The organism is Arthrobacter sp. Leaf337, assembly GCF_001423745.1.
Lineage (GTDB): Bacteria > Actinomycetota > Actinomycetes > Actinomycetales > Micrococcaceae > Arthrobacter.
The window spans coordinates 43,224-56,770 of the sequence record NZ_LMPC01000002.1; the positions used below are offsets into that span (position 1 = coordinate 43,224).

A 13,547-nucleotide genomic window follows, 5' to 3' on the forward strand; every position below is an offset into this window, starting at 1 on the left:
GGTTAACCTCCGCCCACAGCCTGTGGATGAAGTGGCTCACAGGGCCCGTTTTCGAACCACAACAGTGTAATTATCCACAAGGCTCTACCCAGCTATCTTCTAGGCTTTTCATCCCCTAGAGTGGCTCAGTAGCCGATTATCCACGCTCTGTGCATAACCCTGTGGATATAAGCCGGAACCAGCCCCTGGTTCAGGACTTGTGGCTGCAGGTAATGCAGGCAAGCAAGTTTGAGGAACTGATTGATGACAGTAGACGAAGCCAACCACGCGAATACTGTCGGAAGTTCCTGGCGGCGGGTTGTGAGCCTTCTGGAGCAGGACCACCGGGTTTCACCCCGGCAGCGCGGCTTCGTAATCCTCGCCCAGGCACAGGGACTGATCGGTTCAACCCTCCTGGTCGCGGTGCCCAACGAACTCACCCGTGAAGTCCTGCAAACGCAGGTCAAGGAAGCCCTTGACGACGCCCTGCACAATGTCTTCTCCGACGACATCCGCTGCGCCATCGACGTCGACACCGATCTGGTGCCCCTCCACACGGAGCCGGAACCCGCCGTCGAACTTTCCCTCGCGACCGATCCAACCGTGGAGCAGAAGCCGCAGCCCATGCTGCCGAGCACCTCCCACGAATTCGGCCGGCTGAATCCCAAGTACGTCTTCGACACGTTCGTGATCGGTTCCTCGAACCGGTTTGCGCACGCGGCCGCCGTCGCTGTCGCCGAGGCACCGGCCAAGGCCTACAACCCGCTGTTCATCTACGGTGACTCGGGTCTGGGTAAAACCCACCTCCTGCACGCGATCGGACACTACGCCCGCCGGCTCTACAGCGGCATCCGCGTCCGCTACGTCAACTCCGAAGAATTCACCAACGACTTCATCAACTCCATTCGGGACGATGAGGGCACCAGCTTCAAGACCACGTACCGCAACGTGGATGTCCTGCTGATCGATGACATTCAGTTCCTGGCCGGCAAGGACCGCACGCTGGAGGAGTTCTTCCACACGTTCAACGCGCTCCACAACAACAACAAGCAGGTTGTCATCACCTCGGACCAGCCGCCCAAGCTGCTGGCCGGATTCGAAGACAGGATGAAGTCCCGTTTCGAGTGGGGCCTGCTGACCGACATCCAGCCGCCGGAGCTGGAAACCCGGATCGCGATCCTCCGCAAGAAGGCCCTCAGCGAAGGTCTGTCCGCACCGGATGACGCCTTGGAGTACATCGCGTCCAAAATCTCCAGCAACATCCGTGAACTCGAGGGCGCACTCATCCGGGTCACGGCCTTCGCCAGCCTGAACCGGCAGCCCGTGGACGTCGCCCTCGCCGAGATGGTCCTCAAGGACCTCATCACGGACGACGGCGCCCAGGAGATCACGTCGGCCCAGATCCTCACCCAGACGGCCGACTACTTCAAGCTCAGCATGGAGGAGCTCTGCAGCAAGTCCCGGACCCGCACCCTGGTGACCGCACGCCAGATCGCCATGTACCTGTGCCGCGAGCTGACGGACATGTCACTTCCGAAGATCGGCCAGGAGCTCGGCGGCCGGGACCACACCACGGTGATCCACGCAGACCGCAAAATTCGTGAACTGATGGCCGAGCGCCGTGTGATCTACAACCAGGTTACGGAGCTGACCAACCGCATCAAGCAGCAGCAGCGGGATTCCTAAGCCGGGCTTCGCGCCCGCCTCCTTACCTTATTAACAGGCGCATGTGGATAAGCCTGTGGATAGTTAAGGGGACAACCGCGGTTAATGGGCTTAAAACCCTTAAGGCATCTGTGGATCAGCGAAACGGCCGAAAAAGTTGTCCCCATCCACACCCTGTTTAAAACCTGCGTCGCCCACAACGGATGAACAGGGCTTAACCGCGAAATCCTGCCGTGAAACAGGGTTATCCACAGTTTCCACAGCAGTTATTAACACTACTAATCCCAAAAAATTGAAATTCCCTCAAACAACAATCTCGTTCCCAGCACCGGACAGCCTCGTGACCTCGGCTCTGAAGAGCCAGCGTCCCGGCCGGAGATGGGGAAAACCGGAATCTTCCGGCTAAGCTGTCAGCAGCGCTCCCATCCTTGGGTCTGTTTGTGGTTCAGCAAGCGCGGACCATGCAGGTTCCGGTGTCCGGGGGCAAGGTTTTCGAACTCCCTGCGGGAGTTCCCGTTCAGAAAATGGCAGCAGCAATGAAAGGCGGCACCCTTCCGTGAAGTTCAGAGTCGAACGGGACGTCCTGGCAGAAGCCGTCACATGGACCGCCCGGTCGTTGTCTCCGCGGCCGCCGGTTCCGGTGCTTTCCGGGCTTCTTCTCAAAGCTGAGGCCGGCACAGTCAGCCTCTCGAGTTTCGACTACGAAACGTCGGCCCGCCTTGAAATCCCGGCTGATATCAGCGTGGAAGGCACCATCCTCGTCTCCGGCCGCCTCCTTGCGGACATCTGCCGAAGCCTGCCGTCTGCCCCTGTTGAGGTCGAAACCGACGGCAACAAAGTCACGCTCACCTGCCGCCGCAGCAGCTTCCACCTCGCCACCATGCCCGAGGCCGAATACCCGCCGCTGCCCGCACTGCCCACCATCAGCGGAACCGTTCCAGGTGACTCTTTTGCCCAGGCCGTGTCCCAGGTGATCATCGCTGCCAGCAAAGACGACACCCTTCCGATCCTCACCGGCGTTCGGATGGAGATCGAGGACGACCTCATCACCCTGCTGGCAACGGACCGCTACCGTCTGGCCATGCGCGAAGTACCTTGGAAGCCCGTTACCCCCGGAATCTCCACCAGTGCCCTGGTCAAGGCCAAAACTCTCAACGAAGTTGCCAAAACTCTCGGCAACAGCGGCGACATCAACCTCGCGCTAGCCGACGATGACAGCCGGCTGATCGGATTCGAGAGCGGCGGACGCACCACCACGTCCCTGCTGGTGGACGGCGACTACCCCAAGATCCGTTCGCTGTTCCCGGATGCAACCCCGATTCACGCAACAGTGCAGACCCAGGAACTGGTCGAAGCAGTCCGTCGCGTCTCCCTCGTTGCCGAACGCAATACCCCGGTCCGGCTGGCGTTCACCGAAGGCCAGCTCCACCTCGATGCCGGTACCGGTGAGGACGCCCAGGCTTCGGAAGAGCTTGAAGCACAGCTGACCGGCGACGAGATCACGGTTGCGTTCAACCCGCATTACCTCATCGAGGGCCTCAGCGTCATCGAAACCAAGTACGTCCGGTTCTCCTTCACCACGGCGCCCAAGCCCGCCATGATCACGGCGCAGGCCGACGCCGACGGCGAAGACCAGGACGACTACCGTTACCTGGTTATGCCGGTGCGCCTGCCCAATTAGGTAGCAGCTGATGTCGTTATGGGCAGCCAAAACGACATCTAATGCGACCCAGTCGGGACCACCACCGCAGCCCTTCCACCACACCAGCGCAGAAAAGAGTTCCTACCGTGCACATCGGACTGATCGGCCTTGGAAAAATGGGTTTCAACATGCGCGAGAGGCTGCGCAAGGGCGGTATCGAGGTCACCGGCTTCGACCGCAACCCTGACGTCACCGACGTCGCCACGGTGGACGAGCTCATCGCAGCCGTTCCGGCTCCGCGTGTCATCTGGGTCATGGTTCCGGCCGGCGAGATCACCGATGCAGTGATCACCGAACTGGGTTCCAAGCTCGACGCCGGCGACCTGGTGATCGACGGCGGCAACTCCCGCTTCACCGAAGACCAGAAGCATGGTGCCGCGCTGGCCGAAAAGGGAATCCGGTTCGCGGACTGCGGCGTCTCCGGCGGTGTCTGGGGCCTGCAAAACGGCTACGGCCTGATGGCCGGCGGCGATGCAGCCGACATCGAACGGGCGATGCCCGCATTCGATGCCCTTCGTCCCGAAGGCGACCGCGCGGACAGCTTCGTCCACGTTGGCGGAATCGGCGCAGGACACTACGCCAAAATGGTTCACAACGGCATCGAGTACGGACTCATGCAGGCTTATGCGGAAGGCTATGAACTGCTGGCCGCCAAGGACATCGTGACGGACCTGCCCGGAACCTTCCGCGCCTGGCAGAAGGGAACGGTTGTCCGCTCCTGGCTGCTGGACCTCATGGTGAAGGCGCTGGACGAGGATCCGGGCCTGGCCTCGATCGATGACTACGTCGAGGATTCCGGAGAAGGCCGCTGGACCGTTGAAGAGGCAATCGCCAACGCCGTTCCGGCGCCGGCCATCACAGCGGCGCTGTTTGCGCGCTTCTCTTCCCGCGAAGACAATTCCCCGGCCATGAAGATGGTATCCGCCCTGCGGCACCAGTTCGGCGGGCATGCCACCCGCCCGGCCAAGTAACAGTAGTCCGAGCAGTCCGGGAATCCTGAAGACGGCGTGTACCTAGAAAAGCTTTCGCTGACCGATTTTCGCAGCTATGCCCAGGTGGACCTCTCCTTCGAACCCGGAGTGACGGTCCTCGTGGGGTACAACGGCATCGGCAAGACCAACCTCATGGAGGCCATCGGGTACCTGGCCACGCTTAGCTCACACCGTGTCAGTTCGGATGCCCCGCTGCTTCGCTTCGGCACCGAACGGGCACTGATCCGGGCCAAGCTGGTACGGGGCGGGCAGACCACCGTCCTGGAACTGGAAATCAACGGAAGCCGCGCCAACCGCGGACGCATCAACCGCAGCAACCCCGTCCGCGCCCGGGACATCCTCGGCATCTGCCAGACGGTGCTTTTTGCGCCGGAGGACCTTGCCCTGGTGAAGGGAGACCCGTCCAACCGCCGGCGCTTCCTCGACGAGCTGATGGTCAGCCTCATGCCGCGGCATTCAGCCACGCGGACTGACTACGATCGTGTGCTCAAGCAGCGCAACGCCCTCCTCAAATCAGGTCGGACCGGCAAATTCACCGCCGGGCACGAGGCCACCCTGGATGTGTGGGACCAGCACATGGCACGGGCCGGTGCCGAGCTGCTGCACGCCCGGCTGGAACTGGTGGAAAGAATCCGGCCCCACCTGAAGGCGGCGTACGCGAAGCTGACCGACGGGTCCAAGGAAGCGGACGCGATCTACCGGTCGACGCTCCAGGACATGATGGACGACGACGGCGCCGGTACGGGTTACGCTGAAGGACCCGCCGCCGTCGAACGCGGTGAGGACCTCCGGGAACTGTCCGTCGATGACCTGACCGATCGCTATGTGCAGGCTTTTGCGGCATCCCGGCGCAAAGAACTGGAACGGGGCATTTCCCTGGTGGGGCCCCACCGCGACGACGTCGAACTTATCCTCGGCGAAGCGCCGGCCAAAGGGTATGCCTCGCACGGCGAAACGTGGTCCATGTGCCTTTCCCTGCGGCTGGCGTCCTACTACGTGATGCTCGACGACGCCCGCACCGGCGGGTCGGCCCCGATCCTCATCCTTGACGATGTGTTTGCCGAACTCGACGTCCAGCGCCGGCGTAAACTGGCGGCAATAGTATCCGGCGCCGAACAGGTGCTGGTGACCGCCGCCGTCGACGCCGACATTCCGGAAGAGCTGGCCGGGCGGCGGGTGAAGGTAGTCCCCGGAGGAATCGATGAGTCGGAATCCCGATGAGTAAGGATGCTGGCGGCCTGCAGCCGGGCCGCGATCCCGACGAAATAGATGCGCCCCAGGCGGCGCTCAACAGGATGCGCGAAGCTGCCGCTGCCCGCGGCGAAATCCGGCGCAAGTACCCGCTGCCGGGAGCCGGAGCCAAGAAGCCGGGACGCAGCGCCGGCGGAACGCGGGGCTTCACCCAGTTCCACGGCACGGGCCGCGACCCGTTGGGCCTGGGGAAAGTGGTGGGACGTCTCGTGGCCGAACGAGGCTGGACTTCGCCGGTTGCCGTCGGATCCGTGATGGCCGAGTGGAGCACGCTTGTCGGCCCTGAAATTTCGGCGCACTGCACGCCGGAGAGCTTCACCGACACCACGCTCCATGTGCGGTGCGATTCCACTGCGTGGGCAACCCAGCTGCGCCTGCTCAGTTTCAGTCTCCTCGAGAAATTCCGGACCGAACTGGGGGAAGGCGTCGTGACCAAGATCCAGGTCCTCGGGCCTGCGGCGCCAAGCTGGCGGAAGGGCGGACGGACAGTCAATGGCCGCGGTCCCCGGGACACTTACGGATAGTCACTGACTGTGGCGCCCCGCCAGATTTCCACCGCCACAACCCTCGACCCTTGAAAAATGGCCAAACGGCGTGTACGGCGCTCTAACGCCCCTTGGCCGTATAGGAACCCAGAGACGGTACCCCGGGAGCCTTGCAGGCGGGGCCAATGGCCTGCCAGCACTATATTCCCGCGCGTTTGCGGCCCTGGAATGCGGGATTACGCTCTCCAGCACGGTAGAATCGGGGTAGATAACTGGGCGCCGGTGAAACGTTGACTGAGTCCGTTTTCCGGCGCTTTTCCTGCGGCCGGGCACGGTTCCGCCAGTCAACGAAGTAATCGGCGTTATCAGTGACGTGCCTGTTGGCAGGAGCCTCTTCTATCGGAGACGGTGACGGCCGGCCATACGAATACAGAGGAGTCGAAAGCGCCTGTGGCTAACGACAATGCAGATATCCCGGCAGTGGAACCCGTAGCTGAGGATGCCCGTACAACTGATGCGCCGGCGGAGGCAGCCGAACGCAAGGGATACGGTGCGAGCGACATCACCGTCCTTGAAGGGCTTGAAGCTGTTCGGAAGCGTCCCGGCATGTACATCGGATCCACGGGACCCCGCGGACTCCACCACCTTGTGTACGAAGTGGTGGACAACTCCGTGGACGAGGCCCTGGCCGGCTACTGCACCCACATCGAGATTGTGCTCCAGGCCGACGGCGGCGTCAAAGTCGTTGATGACGGCCGCGGCATCCCGGTGGACATGCACCCCACCGAGCACAAGCCCACGGTTGAGGTTGTTATGACCATCCTGCACGCCGGCGGAAAGTTCGGTGGGGGCGGGTATGCCGTTTCCGGCGGCCTCCACGGCGTGGGCATCTCCGTGGTCAACGCTCTCTCCAGCCGGGTGGATACCGAAGTCCGGCGCCAGGGCCATGTCTGGCGGATGTCCTTCGCCGACGGCGGCAAGCCCCAGGGCAGCCTGGTCCAGGGTGAAGAGACGGACCAGACGGGTACCACCCAGACCTTTTACCCGGACGCCAGCATCTTCGAGAGCACGGAATTCGACTTCGAGACGCTTCGTGCCCGCTTCCAGCAGATGGCGTTCCTCAACAAGGGCCTGCGCATCACGCTGACGGACGAACGCCGCGTTGCCCAGGAAAGTTCGGAGGACGAGGACCTGGATCTCGATGCCGTTCCCACCGAGGGTGAAGTCGCCGCAGAGTTCCGCACGGTTGTGTACCAGTACGACGACGGCCTGCTGGACTACGTCAAGCACCTTAACTCCGGCAAGAAGGTTGACGTAGTCCATGAGGACGTCATCGCCTTCGAAACCGAGGACAAGGAACGGAAGATCGCCCTGGAAATGGCGATGCAGTGGACTAACGCGTATTCCGAGAGCGTCCACACCTATGCCAACACCATCAACACCCACGAAGGCGGCACCCACGAAGAGGGTTTCCGTGCCGCGATGACGTCGCTCATCAACCGCTACGCGCGCGAGAAGAACATCATCAAGGAAAAGGATGACAACCTCACCGGAGATGACATCCGCGAAGGCCTCACCGCCGTCATTTCCGTGAAGCTGGCGGAACCGCAGTTTGAAGGCCAGACCAAGACCAAACTCGGCAACTCCGAGGTCAAGGGCTTCGTCCAGCGTGTGGTCACCGACGGCCTGGGCGACTGGCTGGAGCGCAATCCGGGTCCGGCACGCGATGTCATCCGCAAGGCGATTTCCGCAGCGCAGGCCCGGATGGCCGCCCGCAAGGCCCGCGACAATGCCCGCCGCAAGAGCCCGCTGGAGTCCTTCGGCATGCCGGGCAAGCTTTCAGACTGCTCTTCCAAGGACCCGGCGAAGTGCGAGGTCTACATCGTGGAGGGTGACTCCGCCGGCGGTTCCGCCAAGCGCGGCCGCAACCCCGAAACGCAGGCCATCCTCCCGTTGCGCGGCAAGATCCTGAACGTGGAGCGGGCACGGCTGGACAAGGCCCTCGGCAACAACGAGGTCCAGTCCATGATCACGGCATTTGGCACGGGAATCGGCGAGGACTTCGACCTCAGCAAGCTGCGATACCACAAGATCGTCCTCATGGCCGATGCCGACGTTGACGGACAGCACATCACCACGCTCCTGATGACGCTTCTGTTCCGCTACATGCGCCCGCTGATTGAGAACGGATACGTGTACCTGGCTCAGCCGCCGCTGTACCGCATCAAGTGGTCCAACGCTCCGCACGATTACGTCTACAGCGACCGCGAACGCGATGCCCGGCTGGTTGCCGGCCAGGCCGCCGGGCGCCGCATTCCGAAGGACAACGGCATCCAGCGCTACAAGGGCCTTGGTGAGATGGACTACACGGAACTGTGGGACACCACCATGGACCCTGACCACCGCACACTCCTGCAGGTCACCATGGATGACGCCCTCGCGGCCGACCAGATCTTCACCGTGCTGATGGGCGAGGACGTTGAATCGCGCCGAAACTTCATTCAGCAGAACGCCAAGGATGTCAGGTTCCTGGATATTTAGAGCTCTACAAGAGCCTAAATATTCTTTGAACGACATATACCTGAAACGGAAAATATAGACTATGAGTGACGAAACACCCGAGGTTCCCGCGGACTCCACCGGACCCGTCGAGCCCGTCCTGGAGGGCGATGTGCTGGTCGACCGCGTGGAGCAGGTGGACCTGCAGACGGAAATGCAGCGCTCCTACCTGGACTACGCCATGGCCGTTATTGTCGGCCGCGCGCTGCCGGACGTCCGTGACGGCCTCAAGCCCGTCCACCGCCGCGTTCTTTACGCCATGTTCGACGGCGGCTACCGCCCGGACCGCTCGTTCAACAAGTGCGCCCGTGTGGTGGGCGAGGTTATGGGCCAGTACCACCCGCACGGCGATACAGCCATCTACGATGCCCTGGTCCGCCTGATCCAGGACTGGACCATGCGCTACCCCCTGGCGCTCGGGCAGGGAAACTTCGGTTCGCCGGGTAATGACGGCGCAGCAGCACCCCGGTACACCGAAACCAAAATGGCCCCGCTCGCCATGGAAATGGTCCGCGACATCGACGAGGAAACCGTCGATTTCCAGGACAACTATGACGGCAAGAACCAGGAACCCACCATCCTGCCGGCCCGCTTCCCCAACCTGCTGGTCAACGGTTCCTCGGGTATCGCCGTCGGCATGGCCACGAACATTCCGCCGCACAACCTCCGCGAGGTTGCCGACGGTGTGCAGTGGTACCTGGCCAACCCGACTGCAAGCCGCGAGGAGCTGCTGGAAGAACTCCTGCTCCGCATCAAGGGACCGGATTTCCCCACCGGAGCCACCATCCTGGGCCACAAGGGCATCGAAGATGCCTACCGCACCGGCCGCGGTTCCATCACCATGCGCGCTGTGGTTAACGTGGAGGAGCTCCAGGGACGCACCTGCCTGGTGGTCACCGAACTGCCCTACCAGGCAAACCCGGACAACCTGGCCATCAAGATTGCCGAACTCGTCAAGGACGGCAAGATCTCCGGCATTGCCGACCTTCGGGATGAAACCTCCGGCCGCACCGGCCAGCGGCTGGTGATCGTACTTAAGCGCGACGCCGTGGCGAAGGTCGTGCTCAACAACCTGTACAAGCACACCCAGCTGCAGGACAACTTTGCCGCCAACATGCTGGCGATCGTGGACGGCGTCCCGCGGACGTTGAGCCTCGATGCCTTTATCCGGCACTGGGTGACGCACCAGATGGATGTCATTGCCCGCCGGACCCGGTACCGCCTCCGCAAGGCCGAGGAAGAAGCGCACATCCTGCGGGCCCTCCTCAAGGCCCTGGACATGCTGGACGAGGTCATTGCCTTGATCCGTGCGTCCAACACCACCGAAGCCGCCCGGGACGGCCTGATGCAGCTGCTGGACATCGATGAGCTGCAGGCCCGGGCCATCCTGGACATGCAGCTTCGAAGGCTCGCAGCCCTGGAACGCCAGAAGATCCAGGACCGCCATGCCGAACTCGAGGCCCTGATCGCAGAGTACAACTCGATCCTGGCCTCGGAAGAGCGCCAGCGGGAGATCATCAGCACCGAACTTTCCGAGATCGTGGCCAAGCACGGGGATGACCGCCGCACGAAGATCCTGATGGGCTTCGACGGTGACATGTCCATGGAGGACCTGATCCCGGAAGAGGAGATGGTTGTCACGATCACGCGCGGCGGCTACGTCAAGCGCACGCGCAGTGACAACTACCGCTCACAGCAGCGCGGCGGCAAGGGCATCAAGGGTGCCCAGCTGCGCGGGGACGACGTTGTGGAGCACTTCTTCGTCACCACAACGCACCACTGGCTGCTGTTCTTCACCAACCTGGGGCGCGTCTACCGTGCCAAGGCCTACGAACTCGTGGAAGCGGGGCGTGACGCCAAGGGCCAGCACGTGGCCAACCTGCTGGCCTTCCAGCCGGATGAGCACATCGCCCAGGTCCTGGATCTCCGCGACTACCAGCACGCCCCTTACCTTGTGCTTGCCACCAAGCGGGGCCTCGTCAAGAAGACCCGCCTGGAGGACTACGACACCAACCGCTCCGCTGGCGTGATCGCCATCAACCTGCGCGACGGCGACGAACTCGTCTCCGCCCAGCTCGTTTCGGAAACCGATGATCTGATGCTGGTTTCACGAATGGGCCAGTCCATCCGTTTCACGGCCACGGACGACGCACTGCGGCCCATGGGCCGTGCCACGTCCGGCGTGACCGGCATGAAGTTCCGCGAGGACGATGAACTGCTGGCGGCTGACGTCGTCAAGGACGGCTCGTTCGTCTTCATCGTCACCGAAGGAGGCTACGCCAAGCGGACCGCAGTGGAGGAATACCGTCTCCAGGGCCGCGGCGGCCTCGGCATCAAGGTAGGAAAGTACCAGGAAGAGCGGGGCCACCTTGTAGGTGCCCTCATCGTCCAGGAAGAGGACGAAGTCCTTGTGGTCATGGAAGGCGGAAAGGTAGTCCGCTCCTCGGTGGCCGGAGTGCCCGCCAAGGGCCGCGACACCATGGGCGTCATCTTCGCCAAGCCGGACAAGAACGACCGCATCATCGAGGTGGCGCGGAACAGCGAACGCGGACTTGAGGGCGAGGAAGCGGAAGCCACCGACCCGGAAAACCCGGCTGAAAGCCCGGCAGCGGCCGGGGATGACGTAACGTTGGCTGAAGGTGCCGGATCACATGATGGGTCCGCAGAGGCAGATTCAGCACCGGCCGAGGAGTCCGACGAGTCATCGGACGACGCTGAGCTGGACGAAGAAAATACCGGAGGTAACGAGTGAGTAATTCCGACTCATATCCCAAGCCGAACAGCAACACTCCCGGCGGGATCAGGCAGCCGGCGTCCGCTCCGCGCGTGAACGCCCCCGTACGTCCCCAGCAACGGCCGTCGACGCCGGGCGCCCCGGTGCAGCGCCCGGTGGTCCCCGGCCAGCGTCCGGCGCAGGGGCAGCGTCCCGGTGTTCCGGGCCAGGCCCCCCAGGGCCAGCGACCCGGCGTACCCGGTCAGCGACCCGGCCAGGGCGCCTCCCAGGGTGCCCCCGGACTGGTCAAGCCGGCCCCGAAGGCGAAGGTCCGCCGTGCGCGGCTCCTCGTCAGCAAGGTGGACCCCTGGTCCGTGCTGAAGATGGCCTTCCTGCTGTCCGTTGCCCTGGGCATCGTCACAGTCGTTGCGGCTATCGTCCTGTGGACCGTCCTGGACCTGACAGGCATCTTCGACCAGGTGGACAGCCTGCTCGGAACGCTTGCCGGCTCCGAAGGCGGCGGGTTCGAACTGAAGAAGGTTGCTTCGCTGGGCCAGGTGGCTTCCTTCGCGGTCATCATCGCCGTGGTAAACGTGGTCCTGTTGACCGCCCTGTCGATGCTATCGGCCGTGCTGTACAACATCTCCGCCACCCTCGTAGGTGGCATCGGCGTGACCCTCACGGACGATTAGTCCGCGGATTTTCGCCGGAATTCCACCGGCGAAATGCCTCGATTTGAGATCGGGCCGGGATGTGCTGTAAAGTCATGTCTCGGCCCGATGAGGCATCGGGGCGTATAGCTCAGGCGGTTAGAGCGCTTCGCTGATAACGAAGAGGTCCCAGGTTCAAGTCCTGGTACGCCCACGGAACCTGCACAGGTTTTGGAAATGGTTCGGGTAATACCGGGCCGGAACGGGGTGCATGTGAAGAAGTTGCTGGTTGTTGCAGTAGCTATCGCAGGCGCGCTGCTCTTCAAGAAAGTGCAGGAGTCTGAAGCCCGGAAGACGGTATGGAGCGATTCGACTGACACAGTCGAATAGTCCCGAGCCTGGTACGGACGCTGGTCAGAAGCGTTCCGGAACTAGGGTATGATTGACGGGTTGCTTCTTATGGGGGCATGGCGCAATTGGTAGCGCACCTGCTTTGCAAGCAGGGGGTTCGGGGTTCGAGTCCCCGTGCCTCCACCATAAGAAAGGCCCCGGAATGCGGAAACGCAGTCCGGGGCCTTTTGCTTTGCCCGCCATGCGGCCCGGCGCTGTTGTCCCGGCCACTACTGTTGGAACGGTGAACCTCTTCCTCGCCGCTTTAGGCGTCCTGGGCGTGGCCTCTTCCGGGCCCCTCATTGCCGCCACGCTGGGCGCCACCTCTGTCAGCGCCCTGGCCATCGCCTTCTGGCGCAACGCCATTGGAGCCGCAGTCATGGCCTCGCCGGTCCTCGTGACCAATCCACGGCAGTTCGGCAGGGTGACGCCCCGCGAGTTCCGCTGGGCGGTCCTTGCCGCCGTCGCCCTGGCACTGCACTTCGCCTGCTTCATCACATCCCTTCAGCTTACTTCGGTAGCGGCGGCCACCGCGCTGGTCTGCCTCCAGTCGGGCTGGATTGCGGTGTTCCAGCTTTTCCGGGGCGTACGGCACCGCTGGCAGGTTCTGGTGGGCCTGGGAATGGCCTTCGGCGGCGTTGTGGCCATCACCGGGTTCGACATGGGGACCTCCCGGGACGCCTTGCTGGGAGACCTCCTGGCGGTGGCTGGCGGCGCCCTGGCGGGCCTCTACACCCTCGCGGGCGGCAAGGCGCGGGAGACCATGGGCACCGGCACCTACACAACGCTTTGCTACGGCATGTGCGCGGCCGTAGTAGCGCTTCTTGCCCTGGTCTCCCAGCAGCCGCTGGTGGGCTTCGAGGCAGCCGGCTGGCTGGGAATCATTGCCATCACCGTCTGCGCGCAACTGGTGGGGCACACGGCGTTCAACCATTTGCTGGCCACCATGAGCCCGCTGCTGGTGTCCATGATCATTCTGCTGGAGATCCCCGGTGCCGCGCTGCTGGCGGCTGTGTTCCTGGATGAGAGCCTGCCGGGCGGCACCTACGCCGGCCTGGCGCTGATTCTGGTCGGGCTCGCCGTCGTGGTGGCAGGCCAACGGCGCAGAAAGCCCGCACGAGCCGGTGAAGCCCGCGTGGCGGAGCTTGGCACGGACTGACG

General features: G+C 63.2%; 10 protein-coding genes and 2 tRNA genes. All 12 read left to right on the top strand.

Annotated features, from left to right (window positions below):
* The first annotated feature begins 243 nt into the window (after window positions 1-243).
* Window positions 244-1,665 (top strand): chromosomal replication initiator protein DnaA, encoded by a 1,422-nt coding sequence (gene dnaA, locus ASF98_RS03210; RefSeq protein WP_043479795.1) that lies wholly within the window; start codon window positions 244-246, stop codon window positions 1,663-1,665.
* Between the two features lie 535 nt (window positions 1,666-2,200).
* Window positions 2,201-3,325 carry a DNA polymerase III subunit beta gene (dnaN, locus tag ASF98_RS03215; RefSeq protein WP_028271883.1) on the top strand — a complete coding sequence of 375 codons (1,125 nt, stop codon included), beginning with the start codon at window positions 2,201-2,203 and terminating at the stop codon, window positions 3,323-3,325.
* A 107-nt stretch (window positions 3,326-3,432) separates the two neighbouring features.
* Complete coding sequence (gene gnd / locus ASF98_RS03220; protein WP_055797403.1) at window positions 3,433-4,317, top strand: phosphogluconate dehydrogenase (NAD(+)-dependent, decarboxylating); 885 nt, start codon at window positions 3,433-3,435, stop codon at window positions 4,315-4,317.
* A 36-nt stretch (window positions 4,318-4,353) separates the two neighbouring features.
* Window positions 4,354-5,559: a DNA replication/repair protein RecF gene (gene recF, locus ASF98_RS03225; protein ID WP_055797406.1), complete on the top strand. Its 1,206-nt coding sequence runs from the start codon at window positions 4,354-4,356 to the stop codon at window positions 5,557-5,559.
* Entirely contained in the window at window positions 5,556-6,113 is a 558-nt protein-coding gene (locus ASF98_RS03230; RefSeq protein WP_055797409.1) for a DUF721 domain-containing protein, read from the top strand. The genes recF and ASF98_RS03230 overlap by 4 nt, the downstream gene beginning before the upstream one ends.
* 411 nt (window positions 6,114-6,524) lie before the next feature.
* Complete coding sequence (gyrB, locus tag ASF98_RS03235) at window positions 6,525-8,615, top strand: DNA topoisomerase (ATP-hydrolyzing) subunit B (protein WP_055797412.1); 2,091 nt, start codon at window positions 6,525-6,527, stop codon at window positions 8,613-8,615.
* A 61-nt stretch (window positions 8,616-8,676) separates the two neighbouring features.
* Window positions 8,677-11,385, top strand: coding sequence for a DNA gyrase subunit A (gyrA, locus tag ASF98_RS03240; protein WP_156372265.1), 2,709 nt, complete (start codon window positions 8,677-8,679; stop codon window positions 11,383-11,385).
* A complete protein-coding gene (locus tag ASF98_RS03245; protein ID WP_055797415.1) occupies window positions 11,382-12,038 on the top strand; it encodes a DUF3566 domain-containing protein in 657 nt (218 codons plus the stop codon). The genes gyrA and ASF98_RS03245 overlap by 4 nt, the downstream gene beginning before the upstream one ends.
* Before the next feature lie 98 nt (window positions 12,039-12,136).
* Window positions 12,137-12,210: transfer RNA gene (locus tag ASF98_RS03250), tRNA-Ile, on the top strand.
* 23 nt (window positions 12,211-12,233) lie between these two features.
* Window positions 12,234-12,386, top strand: a complete 153-nt coding sequence (locus ASF98_RS24630) for a DLW-39 family protein (protein WP_235505590.1) — start codon at window positions 12,234-12,236, stop codon at window positions 12,384-12,386.
* Window positions 12,387-12,457: 71 nt separating this feature from the next.
* A tRNA-Ala gene (locus ASF98_RS03255) sits at window positions 12,458-12,533 on the top strand.
* A 97-nt stretch (window positions 12,534-12,630) separates the two neighbouring features.
* Entirely contained in the window at window positions 12,631-13,545 is a 915-nt protein-coding gene (locus ASF98_RS03260) for a DMT family transporter (protein WP_055797821.1), read from the top strand.
* Window positions 13,546-13,547 lie beyond the last annotated feature (2 nt).

What these genes read in the sequence shown, in the direction of transcription:
- gyrA (WP_156372265.1), top strand. Translation starts at nt 8,677, where the DNA reads ATGAGTGACGAAACACCCGAGGTTCCCGCGGACTCCACCGGACCCGTC.
- ASF98_RS24630 (WP_235505590.1), top strand. Translation starts at nt 12,234, where the DNA reads ATGGTTCGGGTAATACCGGGCCGGAACGGGGTGCATGTGAAGAAGTTG.
- dnaA (WP_043479795.1), top strand. Translation starts at nt 244, where the DNA reads ATGACAGTAGACGAAGCCAACCACGCGAATACTGTCGGAAGTTCCTGG.
- ASF98_RS03230 (WP_055797409.1), top strand. Translation starts at nt 5,556, where the DNA reads ATGAGTAAGGATGCTGGCGGCCTGCAGCCGGGCCGCGATCCCGACGAA.